This is a genomic window from Actinomadura sp. 6N118 (genome assembly GCF_044326415.1).
Taxonomy (GTDB): domain Bacteria; phylum Actinomycetota; class Actinomycetes; order Streptosporangiales; family Streptosporangiaceae; genus Spirillospora.
In genome coordinates, this window is sequence record NZ_JBIRAZ010000024.1 from 112,902 (window position 1) to 128,041 (window position 15,140).

Annotated in this window: 14 protein-coding genes; 1 reads left to right on the forward strand and 13 read right to left on the reverse strand. The window is 66.1% G+C overall.

Annotated features, from left to right (window positions below; all coding sequences use genetic code 11):
• Window positions 1-33 precede the first annotated feature (33 nt).
• The 5 genes from ACH34W_RS44135 to ACH34W_RS44155 all read right to left on the reverse strand — a co-directional run bounded on the left by ACH34W_RS44135 (window position 34) and on the right by ACH34W_RS44155 (window position 5,031).
• Window positions 34-2,076 (reverse strand): SpoIIE family protein phosphatase, encoded by a 2,043-nt coding sequence (locus tag ACH34W_RS44135; RefSeq protein WP_395967203.1) that lies wholly within the window; start codon window positions 2,074-2,076, stop codon window positions 34-36.
• A 190-nt stretch (window positions 2,077-2,266) separates the two neighbouring features.
• Window positions 2,267-3,013, reverse strand: a complete 747-nt coding sequence (locus ACH34W_RS44140; RefSeq protein ID WP_395967204.1) for an ANTAR domain-containing protein — start codon at window positions 3,011-3,013, stop codon at window positions 2,267-2,269.
• A 166-nt stretch (window positions 3,014-3,179) separates the two neighbouring features.
• Complete coding sequence (locus ACH34W_RS44145) at window positions 3,180-3,605, reverse strand: CBS domain-containing protein (protein WP_395967205.1); 426 nt, start codon at window positions 3,603-3,605, stop codon at window positions 3,180-3,182.
• A gap of 159 nt (window positions 3,606-3,764) precedes the next feature.
• Entirely contained in the window at window positions 3,765-4,181 is a 417-nt protein-coding gene (locus ACH34W_RS44150; protein ID WP_395967206.1) for an SSI family serine proteinase inhibitor, read from the reverse strand.
• Between the two features lie 256 nt (window positions 4,182-4,437).
• Entirely contained in the window at window positions 4,438-5,031 is a 594-nt protein-coding gene (locus tag ACH34W_RS44155; RefSeq protein WP_395967207.1) for a sigma-70 family RNA polymerase sigma factor, read from the reverse strand.
• 939 nt (window positions 5,032-5,970) lie between these two features.
• On the opposite strand from ACH34W_RS44155, the gene ACH34W_RS44160 reads away from it, so the two are divergent.
• Window positions 5,971-7,575, forward strand: coding sequence for a SpoIIE family protein phosphatase (locus ACH34W_RS44160; protein ID WP_395967208.1), 1,605 nt, complete (start codon window positions 5,971-5,973; stop codon window positions 7,573-7,575).
• Between the two features lie 428 nt (window positions 7,576-8,003).
• Here ACH34W_RS44160 and ACH34W_RS44165 read toward each other — a convergent pair whose 3' ends face one another.
• From ACH34W_RS44165 to ACH34W_RS44200, 8 genes are all read right to left on the reverse strand, one after another.
• Window positions 8,004-9,185 (reverse strand): PQQ-binding-like beta-propeller repeat protein, encoded by a 1,182-nt coding sequence (locus ACH34W_RS44165; RefSeq protein ID WP_395967209.1) that lies wholly within the window; start codon window positions 9,183-9,185, stop codon window positions 8,004-8,006.
• Between the two features lie 400 nt (window positions 9,186-9,585).
• The gene (locus ACH34W_RS44170; RefSeq protein WP_395967210.1) at window positions 9,586-10,062 is read right to left on the reverse strand and encodes a hypothetical protein; all 477 of its coding nucleotides are present in this window, start codon (window positions 10,060-10,062) and stop codon (window positions 9,586-9,588) included.
• The gene (locus ACH34W_RS44175; RefSeq protein ID WP_395967211.1) at window positions 10,059-10,283 is read right to left on the reverse strand and encodes a hypothetical protein; all 225 of its coding nucleotides are present in this window, start codon (window positions 10,281-10,283) and stop codon (window positions 10,059-10,061) included. Before ACH34W_RS44175 ends, ACH34W_RS44170 begins: the two co-directional genes overlap by 4 nt.
• Window positions 10,276-10,425: a hypothetical protein gene (locus ACH34W_RS44180; RefSeq protein ID WP_395967212.1), complete on the reverse strand. Its 150-nt coding sequence runs from the start codon at window positions 10,423-10,425 to the stop codon at window positions 10,276-10,278. The genes ACH34W_RS44175 and ACH34W_RS44180 overlap by 8 nt, the downstream gene beginning before the upstream one ends.
• Window positions 10,422-11,000 carry an HK97 family phage prohead protease gene (locus tag ACH34W_RS44185; protein ID WP_395967213.1) on the reverse strand — a complete coding sequence of 193 codons (579 nt, stop codon included), beginning with the start codon at window positions 10,998-11,000 and terminating at the stop codon, window positions 10,422-10,424. The genes ACH34W_RS44180 and ACH34W_RS44185 overlap by 4 nt, the downstream gene beginning before the upstream one ends.
• Window positions 10,997-11,632, reverse strand: a complete 636-nt coding sequence (locus ACH34W_RS44190; RefSeq protein WP_395967214.1) for a hypothetical protein — start codon at window positions 11,630-11,632, stop codon at window positions 10,997-10,999. The genes ACH34W_RS44185 and ACH34W_RS44190 overlap by 4 nt, the downstream gene beginning before the upstream one ends.
• A complete protein-coding gene (locus ACH34W_RS44195; RefSeq protein WP_395967215.1) occupies window positions 11,629-11,850 on the reverse strand; it encodes a hypothetical protein in 222 nt (73 codons plus the stop codon). Before ACH34W_RS44195 ends, ACH34W_RS44190 begins: the two co-directional genes overlap by 4 nt.
• 279 nt (window positions 11,851-12,129) lie before the next feature.
• Window positions 12,130-12,594 (reverse strand): IS5 family transposase, encoded by a 465-nt coding sequence (locus tag ACH34W_RS44200; RefSeq protein ID WP_395967216.1) that lies wholly within the window; start codon window positions 12,592-12,594, stop codon window positions 12,130-12,132.
• Window positions 12,595-15,140 lie beyond the last annotated feature (2,546 nt).

The window sequence follows — 15,140 nt, forward strand, 5'->3', positions numbered from 1 at the left end:
AATACCCCCGAAACGGACGATTTCACTTCCGCTTCAGTTGAGGGGGGTGGGGAGCCTGCGCAAGGCCAGCATGGATACGTCGTCCCGGAGATCGCCGTCGCAGTAGTCGATCAACCGCTGCTCCACCGCGTTCAGCATGTCCTGCAGGGGAGCGGCGGCGTGTCCCGCCAGCACCTCCAGCAGCCGCTCCTGCCCGAACTGCCGCCGGGCCAGGTCGCACGCGTCCAGGACGCCGTCGGAGTGGAGGAACAGGGTGTCGCCCGCGGCGAGCTCGATCTCCTCCCTGCCCGCCTCGAAGTCCTCGAAGAGGCCGAGCGGCAGGCCGCCGCTGGAGGCGTACCGGACCATCCCGTCGGGACGGATCACGATCGCCGGCGGATGACCCGCCGAGGCGAGGGTCGCCGTCACGCCCTCATCGCCGATCGTCAGCCCGGCCATCACCGCGGTCACGAAGCGCTCCTCGTCGAGCAGCGTCTGGTTGACCATGGACAGCACCTCGGCCGGATCGGACTTCCAGCCGGACAAGGTCCGCACGCCGTGCCGGGCCGCGGCCGTCACCGCGGCCGCCTCCTGGCCCTTGCCGCAGACATCGCCGAGGACCATGGCCCAGCCGCCGCCTGCCGCAGGGAAGACGTCATAGAAGTCGCCGCCGACCTCGATGCCGTGCGTGGCGGCGCGGTAGAGCCCCGCCACCTCGACGCCGGGGATCTGGGGGAGCCGCTGTGGCAGCAGGCTCGCCTGCAGGGACACGGCGATCTCGTCCCGGCGCTGGTAGAGCCGGGCGGCCCGGATGACGAGCGCCAGATAGCGCCCGAGCCGCTGCGCGACGCCCAGGTCGAGGAGGTCGAGGGGGCCGTGCTCGCCGCTGCTCGCGAGCGTGATCGTCCCGATGCAGCGGTCGCCGTCCTCGACCGGCACGCACAGGACCGAGGTCGCGCCCATCTTGACGCAGGCAGGCTGGCCGTCGGCGCAGACGCCGAGGAGGTCGAGATCCTCCACGTGCGGTCGCAGTGCGCTCTGCCGGGTGGTGAACACCGTGTAGGGCAGGGTGCCGGGCTCGGGGGCGAGCTGCTCCAGGCTGTGCACGGTCTCGTCGCCGCGCTCGTCGGGCTGGCCCATGACCACCACGCGCCGCAGATCACCATTCGGCTCGTGGCCGGCCGAGCCGAGGCCGCCCGGCCCGCCCGTCGACGCCGGGCCGGGGCGGGGCGGGGTGAGGTCGATGAAGACCCATTCGGTCATCTCGGCGGTCAGCAGCCGCGCGCAGCGGCGGACCGCCACGTTCTCGTTGAACACGGGCTCGTCGAGCAGCAGCTCGGAGGCGGTGGCGAGCACGTCCATCCGGTGCACCAGCGCGGCCATGACCTCGTCGTCGCGGTCGCCGCTGCGGGGTGAGACCTCGCGCGCCGTGCCCGCGGTGGATCCGGCGGCGGATCCGGCACTGGGTGCCGCGGCCTGTGCGGGCCGGGCGCCGTCCGCCAGCGCGCGAACGGCGGCGGGTGCCGGGCCGTCGGCGAGGGTGGCGGCACCCGCCGCGACGACGACCATCGGATCGGGCTCCCCGCGGATCCACACCCGGGCCATGGTGACCATCGCGTCGACCGGGTGCTCCCGGCCCAGGAAGCGCACCTCGGTGCGGCGCCGCCGGCCGGTCCGGACGACCGCGGCCAGCTGCGACCGGAGCGCCGCGCGAGTGGGAAGGTCACAGAACGCGATGAACTGCTTACCGGAGACATAGCCGGGGGAAGTGCCCAGCATCGCCGCGGCCTGCTTGTTGACCCGGCGTACGCCGGCGTCGCGGTCCAGCAGGAAGAGCGGCACCGGGGCGTCCTGGAAGACGGTCCGCAGCACGCGGCGCTCGGTCTCGGCGGTCGTCGAACGACCGGCCGCGTTGGCCTGGTCGGCGCCCATCGTCCGCAGTGCCGTCAACGCGAGCTCGAGCTCGACCATGGCCGCGTCGAGCGTGGCCCGCAGGTCGGGCGCGGGCATGTTGGCAGCCTGCCGCAGCTCTTCGATCCGGCCCTCGAGATCGCTGATCTCACGCAGGATCGTCTCTGGTTCGAGCTGTTCGGCCATGTACGGTGCTCCAGGTGTTCGTCGGCGAGACAGGCGGGTCAGTGCCCGTACTCGTGTCAAACGTCCCCGCTGGTCTTGGTCGCCGTCCGAAGCCTATTCCTGTTGCGCATGCCTGGCCTAGTGCGGGCGCAAGAGCCTGTGCGGTGGCTCATGGTGGCGCGGGAACGGGATGTACGCAGCCTATGCGGGCCTATGCGGTGCCGTTAGGCGGGTTCAGCCCTTGATCTCCGACGATGCGTTGAGCCAGTGCGGTCAGCTTGACGCGCCGCGACTGCGAGATCCGGCGCAGCGCGGAGAACGCCTCGTCGGCGTCGCAGCCGAGGGCGTGCATCAAGATGCCCTTCGCCTGGTCCACGACGGCGCGGGTCTCGACCGCCTCCTGCAACTGGATCGCGGTGCGGTGGACCTGGTCGTACTGCAGCGTGTTGGAGACCGCCGCGCTGCCCTGCGCGGCCAGCAGGGCCGCGAGGGACTGCTGGTCTGGACGGAGGGACCGCGGCGTCACCCCGTACAGCGACAAGGTCACGAGCACGGGCGCGTTGTAGTGCGGGGTCGTGCTGAAACAGCGCACCCCCCGGCGCAACATGTCCGAGGTTGAGGCGGGCCAGCGGGTCTCCGCCAGGACGTCGTCCGAGATCATCGCGCGACGGGTCCGGACGACGTCGAAGATCGGGCCGTTGCCACGCTGGAGCTGAAGGTCGGTCACCTCGGCGAGATCGGGATGGCTGGCGGCCGAGGCCAGCGGCTCGGGACGCTCCGTCTCGTCGGACGGGAGCGCCCAGCGGACGCTCGCGGCACCGGCGCAGCCGGGCACCGCACGGGACGCCAGCTCGGTGACCCGGTGCAAGGTCCCCAGGTCGGACGACTCGCCCACGATGCCCAGGCGAGCGATCTCCACGGCGAGCTGGTCGGTGAGGACGGTCTCGGCTGAGGGCACATCAGCGACGTTATCCCGGTAAGGGGCCGTTTCGTACTCCCAGGCCGGTCTCAAGCTGCTGCAACGACCGATCAATCGCCCCGACATGTCCGCCTCACAGTCGTTCTCAGGTCCGGCAGCGGTCCGCCAGGCTCCGTCTCACGAATGCCGTCTCACATGTGCCGTCTCACAAGTGCGGCGGTGCCTTGCTGATCGCGGCGAGGACCCCGGGCGCCTCGCCGTTCGCCATTGCCAGATCACCGATCGACACGATGCCCACCGGACGATGCTCCGCGTCGACCACCGGCAGCCGCCGGACGGCCTGCTCCCGCATCAGCCGTGCCGCCGTCTCGGTGTCGTCGTCGGGACCGAGTGTGGTGATCTCGGCCGTGCACACGTCGCTGAGCGGAGTGAGTGAGGGATCACGGCTCTCCGCGACCCCGCGGACGACGATGTCGCGGTCGGTGACCATTCCGCACAACCGGCCGGCGAGCGTGACGAGCACGTCGCCGATTCCGTTGTCCCGCATGATGCGGGCGGCCTCGTCAAGGGTCGCCTCCAGCGGGAGGGTCTGAGGGGTGGCGGTCATGAGGTCACTGACCCTCCGAGACATGGCGCCCGCACTCCTTCCGCCCGACCCAGGTGCGTGTGGCTTGCTTGCTGTTCCCGCGCCGTACCCGCAATGCAACGCCCTATGCCGGAACGATGGATCCGAAGGTAAAGATGTTCGGAGGCGCCCGCAGAGGGCCCGTCAGAGTCCCGTTCGGACCGTTCAGAACAAGAAGACCTTGCCTGTGTGGGCGCGCATGGCGCAGTCGTTGGGGTACTCCCGCTCGAAACGCACCGACCGGCCCTTCCAGTGCCCCTCGGCCTTCGCGACGATCGGCGCGTAGATCAGCGTGCACATGGTGCTGGCGGGGTCCCGCTCGATCTTGCCCTTGCGCGCGGTCAGCTCCCGGCAGGCTGCTTTGGCTCTGGGGTGCGTCCCGCCGCCGGAGTGCGTTCCGCCGCCCGGGTCGCAGATCAACAGGGCCTTGCGGGTGCTGGACGTGTTCGCCTCGGGAGACGTCAGAGTGAGCTGCAGTTTGGCGCTCGGCGAGGTCAGGGGCAGCGTGGTCGCGTGGACGGGTGTGATGGGCAGAAGGGCGAGGGCGGCGCCGGTCAGTGCAGTGGAGATGAGATGCGGCAAGGGAACCTCCCGAGCTCGACACAGGATCATCGCTAAATGTATCTGTACAACTACAGAAAGTGTTGAGATTTGGTTCGCGTGATCCAGCGGCAGAGCGGGGAGGGCGGGAGGCTGCAGAAAGGGGTGATCCCGCGGTCACGGGGGAACCGCGGGATCACGTCTTAAGGGTCCGGGGAGGGAGAAGTCCGAGTAGGGGAGTGAGGAGGGCTCAAGGGGCTGAGGCGACTGAGGGGACGACTGAGGGGACTGAGTGGCGTCAGGCGGCGAGGGTGTGGCGGTCGGTGAGCGCCTCGCGCAGCTGCTTGCGGCCGCGGTGGAGGCGGGACATCACCGTGCCGATGGGGGTGCCCATCATCTCGGCGATCTCCTTGTAGGGGTAACCCTCGACATCGGCGAGATAGACCGCGTCCCGGAAGTCCTTGGGAAGGCCGCGGAGCGCGGCGACGACGTCCGAGTCGGGCATCCGGTCGAGCGCCTCGGACTCGGCGGACCGGAAGCCGGTCGAGTGGGCCTCGGCCTGGGCGATCTGCCACTCCTCCAGCTCCTCCGAACCGGCGCGCATCGGCTCGCGCTGGCGCTTGCGGTAGGAGTTGATGAAGTTGTTGGTGAGAATGCGGTGCAGCCAGGCCTTGAGGTTCGTGCCTTCCTTGAACTGGTGGAAGTTGACGTAGGCCTTGGCGAGGGTCTCCTGGACCAGGTCCTCGGCGTCGGCGCTGTTGCGCGTCATGCGGACGGCGCTGGCGTACAGCGGGTCGACATAGGGGAGGACGTCGCGCTCGTAGCGCTCGGGGTCCGTGCAGGCAGGGGCAGTGGATCGGGTCTTGCGGACAGGCGGGTTGTGAACAGACATGGTGGCTGCGGTCATCATCGCTCCCGTAGGTCATGACCCGGTAGGGCCGGTTGACTCCGCGCACGGTGGCGCGGCCGGGCGGATCAGGCCGCCCCCCTTGTGAGGTACGTTCCACCACTCCCGACGAGTTCGACGCCGGCCTATGACGCGACAATGCGGAGCCGGGTGCGGGCCAAGGGTCTGGGCCGCGCATGGAGGGTGGGGGGAGGGATAGTGCGGACCGCCGGAACCAGGGCGACCCCGTGGCCGGGACGTCGCGGGCGTGACGCGATCGGGCGCTTCCACTCCTCGTGGGTGTTCCCCATATGTAAGACGCTTGGGACGGCCCGAAAGGTTGCGTGGCGTCGGTCACATTTCCCCCGCCGAAGGTCACGACGGGATTTACCGGCTGGTATAGCACCTGGTCCCGGGGGTTTATTCCGGATCTGCTCCGGCTCGACTCCCGTTCGGCTCCGGCTCGACGGCCGAAGGCCCCGACCGGTGGAGGCGGTCGGGGCCTTCGGGGCTTACGCGGGACAGCCGGGCAGGTGCCCCGGCGTCCCGAGGATCACGTACGGGGGCGGCGTGATCGTCTGCCCGGGAACATCTGGTGTCAATGTGGCAGTCGCGCTTGTTGCCGCATCTGGTCAATCTCGAGCCGTTCCGGACGTGCGGACTGGCGGTCACTTCGTCAGAGAGCCAGCGCTGGGGGCTCACGCGAGGTAACGTCCTCTTTACCGCGGGTTGTCGGGGCATGAAATCGAAGACCGCCCAGAGAGGGGTCCGCGTGTTCATCGCTCACGGGTCAGCCGCCGGCGGATCACGGCCGATCCGCACCGGCTCCACGGAGACAGGCAACGCGCCCGGTGGCCTCAGGCCGGGCGTCATCGGCCCGGGACGGCGCTCACGCCCGACCCGGCGGGATCCCCTCGACCGCGCCCAACCCACGAACTGGAGACGATGGCTGTGCGGGAGCGGTTCATCTTCCTCGGCGAGGCCGGCCAGCAGATCGGCAGCTCGCTCGATCATCTACAGGCTTCCCGGACGCTCGCGGAGGTCCTGGTACCGCGGCTGGCCGACTTCGTCGCCGTGGAACTGCTGGAACGGGTCGCCGCCGCCGACTGGGCGCCGGCGTCACACGTGGTCGACGCCACCACCCTGATGCGCCGGGTCGCCGTCGTGCACGACGGCGAGCCCGGCCGCTGGGACGACACCATCCCCGAGGGCGAGGCGCTGTTCCTGCCCGACGACACCCCGTTCGCCGAGGCGATGCGCACCGGCCGGGCCGTGCACGTGCCGCGGCGCGCGCTGCTCGTCGTGCCGCTGGTCGCGCGCGGGCAGGTGCTCGGCACGTTCAAGCTGCTGCGCAAGGCGAGCCGGTCCGGCTTCGACGAACTCGACGTCGCCGTCGTCGACGAGCTGGCCCGCCGCGCCGCCCTGTGCATCGACAACGGGCGGCTCTACCGCCGCGAGGTCCAGATGGTGCAGGAGCTGCAGCGCACCATGCTGCCCGCCGAGGCGCCGCGGATCGCGGGTGCCCGCGTGTGCTTCCGTTACCGGCCCGCAGGGCAGGTCGCGCAGGTCGGCGGCGACTGGTTCGACGCGATCCCGCTGCCGGGCTGCCGGCTGGGCATCGTGATCGGCGACGTGATGGGCCACGGTGTCACGTCCGCGGCCATCATGGGGCAGCTGCGGACCGCCGTGCGCACGCTCGCGATGCAGGACCTGCGCCCCGACCAGATGCTCCGGCACCTCGACGACCTGGCGCAGCGGCTCGGTGAGGGCTGCGTCGCCACGTGCCTGTACGCGGTGTACGACCCGGTCGACCGGCGGTGCCAGATCGCCAACGCCGGGCATCTGCCGCCCGTGCTGGTCTCGCCGTACGGGGAGACCGCGGTCCTCCGGGTGCCCTCCGGTGTCCCGATCGGCGTCGGCGACGAGTCGTCCGAGTCGTTCGAGACGGTCGAGTTCCCCGTCGCGGACGGCGCCCGGCTCGTCCTCTGCACCGACGGCCTGCTCGAACACCGTGACCGCGACGTCGTGGAGGGCCTGGAGACGTTGCGGGGCTGCCTCGCGGATACGGGCCGTCCCCTCGACCGGACGTGCGACGACATCGTCGACGTGCTCACCCCCGAGTCCCCGGCCGACGATGTCGCCCTGGTCGCCGTCGCGCTCGACGGCATCCCCAAGGAGGACGTCGCGGCCTGGGACCTGGAGGCCGAGGCCAGCATGGTCCCGAGGGCCCGTGCCCAGGCCACGGCCAAGCTCCTCGACTGGGGTCTGCATGATCTTGTCGACACCGTCGAGCTCCTGGTCAGCGAGCTGGTCACGAACGCGCTCGTGCACGGCGCCGGGGCCATCGGCATGCGGCTGATCAAGGGCAGCACGTTGTTGTGCGAGGTCAACGACGACGGGTACGAGCTCCCGCGCCTCTGCCAGGCCGACGCCAACGACGAGTCCGGGCGGGGCCTCCAGCTGGTCAGCCATCTCGCCGAACGCTGGGGCACCCACCGCACCGACCTGGGCAAGGTCGTCTGGTTCGAGATGCTTCTCGGAAGTCCCTAGGTTCCGAGACACTACGTCTGACGTGGGGCTTCGCACAAGAGGCGCCAGGCACAGGCCAGCCACCGCGCGGCCAAAGGTAACCGGGTGCAGCTCGTTCTAGGGGCACTCTTAGCTGAGCGGACAATGTGGTCTTGTGGTCAGAGCAGTGATCCATCCGCCGCCTGACAGGCGCCAGCGGCAACTCAATGAACGATCTTGTATCTGCGCCCATGAAGTCACCCGCAGCTTTGCAGTGATCATGCATCCGAACCCGGGTCGCCAATCCGCCAAATGCTCAGCTCAGCCCATCACTGAGAACGAGCTCCACTCCTGGTGGATCGCCACCGCTCGTTGTTTCGGGCCTTCGCACCAAACCACGCAAAGTGCGTTAGAAGGGGTGACGTGGCAGCAGCCATCGGCAGGCTACCGGGGGCACCCCTAGGAGCGGGTCAGCCAACGGCGCGGCTGATGCGCACCTGGTCGCTGAATTCATCGAAGGTCAGGCCGTATTGATCGTTGACCAGCGTCGGGGCGCTGCCTATATGTGTGTTGATGTCCTTGCCGCTACGAGCATCGAGGACCACTGGGTCGATGGCCTCGCCATAGACGACGCCGCGCCATGCGGCCGTTACGGTGGGCGCTTTCCGGTTCGCAGCCTTGTCTGGAAGCTGCCACAGCCGTCGAGCCGTGGCCAGGTCGATGGCCGCGACGATGCCCGAACCAGAGCACACGGCGGTCGACTGTCTATCGTAGAGGCACTCGTGCGACGGACCGTCCAGCGTCAGCTTAATGCGGCCGGTGGCAGGGTCGAGGAACAGACTCGCCACCTCCAGGGGTCTCCCACCCTCCGGGGTGCCTGCCACGTGTGTCAGCCCCGGCCCGGGATCAGGCGACGGCATGACTAGGCTCACCTGGCGTTGCCAGAGCTGGCGCCCGTCGGTGGTGGACTTGCCCACTACTCGGCGGCCACGCATCCCCACGACTGTGTGAGGTTCCAGATCGATGGCCCGAAGCCCCTGGTCTTCCCAGATCACAGCGCCGTTGCGCACGTCGATCAAGGCACTGACGATGTCCTCGTCATGCTCCCCGGTCGTGACCAGAACATGCTGGTCGTCGGCCCCGACCACGTCCGGCAGCCCGAGATCGGTGTCCTGGTAGGAGCCGTTGCCCTTGGCGACCTCCGTCGCCCAGATCTGCCCTCCGGTCGCCGCGTCGTATGCGGCGACCCTGATGGAGTACCGGCCCGCCAAGGTGCCCTCGCCCCGGGTCGAGATCGGGAAAGCGCTGACCACGGCCCGGCCGGAGATTCGCGGGGTGGTCCTGCCGGTAGTGAACAAGGTGACCATGTCCGGTACCGGGACGCGCCAGACCTCCTTCCCATCCGAGAGCCGGAAGGCGACGATGCCGCCAGTGCCGCCATCTGAGAATTTGCTGGCGTGCTGGTAGACCAGGTCGGTGCCCAGCGCCAGCTCTTCTGGAAGGGTCTTCCCGGGGGACGTGATCTCCAGAGAGGTGAGGGACTCGAACGCCTGTGGAGGGCCGGTTGGCCGTGATGGCATGCTGTGGATCGGTCCCTCTCCCGACCGGCCGATCTGCCGGTGCGCCGAGTCCTGGCCGCCGCACGCGGCCATGGCGCACACCATGACAATCCCAGCCACCATCCTCCACATCACACCGGGCAGAGTAACGGCACGATCTCAGTCCGTGATGGGAGCTCACGAAAATGGTATGACGGCAGCCGCGCAGCCCATGGAGCTCACTGCTGGTGATCGTTGACCACTGGATGAGACTCCCAAACTGAAAGTGGGCGCCTGTGGGCCCCGCTGCCCCACGCCCGCGCGTGAGGGAGGTAGTGCCGTTGCTCTACATGCACGGCCTGTCGCACCGGGAAGTGGTAGAACGCCAGCAACTCGTTCCAGATCGTCGACCACCTTGCGACGGCCTTGTTCCCAGAGCTCCGCCAGGTGGCTTCTATCGACCCCTGGATGCGCCGACTTCGGCATCGCCCCCCTCGAAGGCCTTCTCTGGGCGTCAAGCTACACGGGCCTCTTCGGCCGCCCACCGGGCCTGCTCGGCGTCGTTGGCTTCCCTGCGGGCCTGCTCGATTTCCGCCGACTGAATCCGCTCCGCCTTGCGAAGCGCCTGATTGGCCTCTTCGAACGCCTCGTACGCCCGGTTCATGAGGGTCAGGGTGCGCTCTTCGTCGGCCTTGAGGGGGTGGCCGATCTTCCAGAAGCTCCGGGGGTGCGTCTCGTCCTTGGTCTTCTGGTAGGCGTCGCTGGCCTTGTGGTGCGCAAGGATGGCGGCCTTGTGGGCGACCTTGGCCTGATCATGCTTGGCCTGGGCTTTATCCAAGGCGACCTGCGTCTTCAGCCGGGCGGCCAGCACCTCTGGGTACTCGGCCGGTTCCAGGGCGGACGGTGGCACGATGGCCTTTACGACATACACACAGCACTCGCAGTGGGCTTCGGCCTTGGCCTGCTTGGTTTCAGGCTTAGTGGTCCTCATGATGTGGGCTTCCTTTCGTCGTTCCGCAGGTCGCGGATCACGTTTTGTAGCCGGAGAGTCTCTCCGGCCAATGCGTCACTCAGATACTCGCTACCTTGACGCCGGACGATTCCGGCCATCGTCTTGACGCGCTCTCCGATATCTTCGAGCAGCCCGGCCAAAGCGTTGTCGGTGACTTCGCTAGCCACCCTCATCATGTAGTCGTCACCGAAGTCACCCATTGGCTCGCCTCGCAGCCTGCGCCCGTTCAACGGCCACGAGCTCGCCGCTGGACTCCTCGTCGAGAGCTTCGCGCCAAATCTCCAAGAGCTCTTGCTGCTCAAGTTCCTCGCGGATCTGGTTGAGTTCTTCAATCTCGTTCACGCAGCCTCATCCTCCAGGTACAGGGAACGAAGGATCTCAGCCAGTTCCTGTCGCTCGACGTGGGCCCTAATGTCTTCGAGCTCGGACTTGGCTGAGACCGTGTGCGTGCCGATGCCCGCCGCGACAGTCACAGGCGAGATCTCGTGAACGAGGACCTTTTTGAGGATCCTCCGGCACTGTTCCCCGTCACCCGGCGAATGGTTCTCGACGTCGAACCCATAGGAGTATTGGGTCAGCTTGCCGTTGGCCATGTCGAAGCGAATAGCCTCGAAAAGGTCGCGCGCCGCCTGAAGCTGCATGTTGAACTGCAAGTCCGCCCGAGCGTCCTTGTGCGTCTCATAAATTCGAGCCACACCGAGCGGAAGCGCGTTCGTCTCCCAAAGGCCATGATTCCAGCCCGAGATGTGAACGGTCTGATTGCCAAAGGCGCCCCTCTCAGTCAGGTCTCCGTGATGATCTACGACGTCGAATTCCGCGAAGACCACCGTCACCTTTCCATGCGCTCCGACGTCTTCGGTGGTGGCTGTTCCCTGATCCGTAATGGACTCGGTCGGCGCCAGCTTCGTGCTGGTCATGCTGCGTCCTTAGTGTCGTCCAGTAGGCGGGTTTCCCCGTGACGATTTGAGGGGGACGGGCCAGGCTTGCCGAGTAGTGCGGTTAGCCCCGCCTTGTGGTCCCACCTATGAAAGGTGCGTGGTGCCTTTCGCCACGGGTCTTGGAGGCGTCGCCATCCATTGCTAGCGGGCAGCGGAAGACCAACCACCACCGTGGCCATGCAGTTATCGCATGCCGAACGCACACGGGTGAATCCGTGCCGATGTCCGTAGGCAGCCTGCCCCGCGCATCGTCGGCACAAGCCGTGTTCTTGATACCGGGCGGTTACTCTCTCCCAGTAGAGAGCCTGATCCGGGGTTTCCGGCGGTTCTTCAAACAACGGTCGCTTCACCCGGTCGCGATCCACCGTCTTACTGACCACCAGGGCCAAGGTGAAGACGTAGTCGTGCGATCCACCGGCCATCGTCTTGTCATAGGCCATGGCGAGCGTTGGATTATTGTTGCCCAGGCTGACGGCCCCGGGGACGATGGTCACCGAAGGCGGTTCCTGCGCTCCCGGGATGTAGGCGAAGATCCGGCCATTGAGCTCTGGAATGGTCTCCAGGCGGTCTTTGAGGCCGTCCTTGACCTGGGTGAGCGTGGCCGTCGTCATGCCGCCGCCGCTTCGAATTCGTCCACGAGGAAGCGAGCCAGTTCCCGCCGGACGGCCTCTTGGCTAGCCACCGGGAGATTCTCCATGTAGGTGGCCAAATGATCCCGTGCCTTCGTAGCGTGGTACTTCGCCCGGACCTCTTTAAGGTCAGGCGACTCCGTACGCGTGGCGACCATGAGCAGGCCCCGCCACCGGCGGACGTCTGGCGATTCCTTCAAGGCCGATCCTCTCCTGCTGCTGACATTAAGAAAGCGAGCTCTGGCTAAGACCTCTTTATGGGAGGTCCTGCCAGGCTCGCTACCTATTATCGATTCTATTCGATGAAACGACCGCTTGAACCTGCTGGCCACCGTTTCCTAGAATGCAAAAGGGAGACCCCCGGACGCGAGGGTCTCCCTTTCTGCTAGGGGCCCCGCCTGGGCTACTGGGCGCAGGGTCCGGGAGTCCCGGCCGAGGGGTGGAGGTTAGGTAGGTGCCCGGACAACTAAGACCGTGTCCTACGTGGTGAGTTTGAGGAGGCGTTTGTAGCAGGTGAGGGCGGCGGCGAGGCCAAGAAAGGCCAGGTAGTTGCGGGGGTAGCGTTCGTAGCGGGGTGACAGGCGGCGGTACCCGGTCAGCCAGCTGATGGTGCGTTCGATTACCCAGCGGTGTCGTCCAAGCCGCTCGCTACTGTCGATGCCGATGCGGGCGATGCGCGGGGTGATGCCAACCCTGCGGAGCCATCGGCGCAGGTCAAGGTGATCGTAGGCCTTGTCAGCGTGCAGCTTGCCGACCAGCCGATACCGGCCCATTTCCGGGTCGTGTTTCATTTGGAATGCGGCGACCATCGGCTTCAGGCCGTGCATGTCGTGGGTGTTGCCGGCCGAGATGCCGACGCCGATGGGCAGCCCGGCCGCGTCGGACAAGATGTGCATTTTGGAGCCGGGTTTGCCGCGCGGGTTGCTGGACCTATCGCGTGTCATCTTGGACTCGACTCACGTGCGGGCGAAGAAGGGGGCGGGCACACCGAGCCCAGCCCCGTCGACCGCGCGGGGCCGTTAGGCTCCCGACGTCTCCCAGGCGCCATCCGTATCCATCCATGATCGTCCAAGGTCTCCGCTCGCGGGGGCTGGGGGTCGCGAGCCCCCGCTTCGGGCACGCCCAAGCCCTTTGTTCCACCCATGCCGAATCGGGCTCAATATCCTGACCTTTCCCCTTGTGTGGCACTGTAGTGCATTCGCAGGCCAGTGCCGTGCTCTACTCATGCGGCCATTCATAGTTAGATCCTCATATCGGTGGCAGGCCAAGATGTTTACAGACATACTGCGGAGCCCCAGCCTTGTCGATCTGGTAAAGAGGTATTGATGACAAGAGCTACAAGAGGGCGCCGCACGCACCCACCAAGCAGATCTGGACGGAGTCAACGTTTTAGCAAAATTCGGGTCTGGTTTGCCGGGATTGCAGCAACCGCGCTTGCGGCTGCTTTGGTCCCCGTCCTTACTGGATGGATCAATTCGATAGGCCGAAACGCCAAAGACGTCGTTTCCAAAAAAGAGTCTCCGTTGCGGGTTGCGGTGATGCCTTTTACTCAACCATGCCAGCACGGCTGGGTGGTACCAAAAAGACCGCCCAGTGAGATCAGCGCCTCTGACCCTCCACACGTTGACAACCTGCGGTCTTGGGCGAATTTGCCTGTTGCCTCCACAGGAGCCAGCGCTTCTCCGAGCGGCGTCCTGCTGACTGTGCAAGGGCGCTCAAGTGCAGAAGTCGTAATTACGAGCATTACGGCTCGTGTGCATCTTCGCCGAACGCCGCCGTCTGGAACCCTGCTTGAAGCGGCCTGTGGCGATGCGGGGGCATTTCGCTGGCTGGGCGTCGATCTTGATCGTCGCCCTCCTCGCATTCTTCCCGGATGGGATGCCGATATGGCTGGAGCCGCGCGAATCGATGGCGACACACCACACTGGCATATTAAGCCGATCAAATTTCCCTACAAGGTCTCCAGTTCCGAGGCAGAATCTTTCTATGTCTCAGTGCACACCAAGGAGTGCGATTGCACTTGGGAGGCAGAACTGACTTGGGCCTCGGAAGGTCGAACCGAGACCATGAGAATCCCGGAAAACGGTGCTAGATTTCGCACCATCAGCACAAAGAATGTACTGGGCCGCTGCACTCTGATCGGCGAATATTTTGAGTGCAAGTAGTCCCCCTCCTCATGGTATGTGCTTGAAGTCTTCTCCTTGCTTATTGAGGGATGAGCGAGCGGTGTAGCGAAGACTGGCCCGGAGAGGCCGCACGCCCGCGCGGCCGCCGGACGGGCGATCTCGTGTCGGATCGTGTTCTCCCCGACCTCGCGCGAGTTGGCCAGCGTCAGAGGCATACTCAGAAAGATCGTGGAGCCCGTGACAACTCCCTTACAGTCCACGTGCGATTCGCACACCCCTAGGGAGGTCTGGCGTCGGTTCCAAGCGAACTCCCAGTCAAACCCCGTAGGGTCAAGCCACTCGGCGATCAGTTTGCGGGCAAGGTCTTCAGCATCGGTCAGGTTCAAAAAGCACTTGTCCCCTCGTAACGCCCGGGTTCAAACGATCAGGTGACACCAGCCCATAAGCACCCGCCTACTGATCGCCGGCTCACAATTCCCGCACTTGTGGTTGATCGCTACAAGCCCAGACAAAGGCCGCACGCTCAAAGGTTTCCTTGCCCTTTCAACCGGCCCCGACCAAAAGACCAGCCACAGGCTGCCCGACCAGTATTTCTTAATCATTACGGGACAGTCTTAGGGCGGTCGGCAGGAGGGGCTTCAATCAACGCGGGCCCAAGGCTGGGGGAGCGCCTTCGTTACGAAGGGGCGAGATCAAACCAAGCAACCGCTAGGGGGGATCACCGACGTGCTAACCCCGCCAACTTGGTAGGGATTTGCCCCTTCATTGCCGCAAGGGCTTCGGTGAAAGTGTCCGACCGGTCGGACAGGTGCACCACTTCAAGCAAGCTCGGCCCGTTGTGCAGCTTCGAGCTACCCGAGCAGCGGGCCCCGTTCATCACTCTTGTGGCTGCGCTGGCACCGGGCGCACTCGGGGCGCAGATTGGCCGGGTGATCGGCGGCCGTCGAATCGACGAATCGAGCTCGCGGGATGACGTGCCCTACCGTGATTTTGTTGTTCGGATCACCGTAAGGCTGGCCACACAGAGCGCACCCAAGCTGCTCCTTGTGGATCCGCCGGTACAGACGCCCATGGTGTTCCCCGATACCGCGATCCCTAGGCGAACCGCGCCGTACGTCACGCTCTTTCTGCGCGCCACGCTTGCAACCGGGACACTTGTTGCCCGGGGTTTCTCGGGTCTTCTCGAAGAGCTGGTGACAGGCAACACACATCTTGCTCGGCATGGTTCGGGCTCCTTCCCCCACCTAGGAATAACAACCACCAGGCGCAGCGACCTTCCCGTTTTCAGTTTTTGGCCCTAAGTCGACTTTTCCGAAGTGCGTAGAAGTTGGGAATACAGAGGGTCATCTGGAGCCTGATCGTTT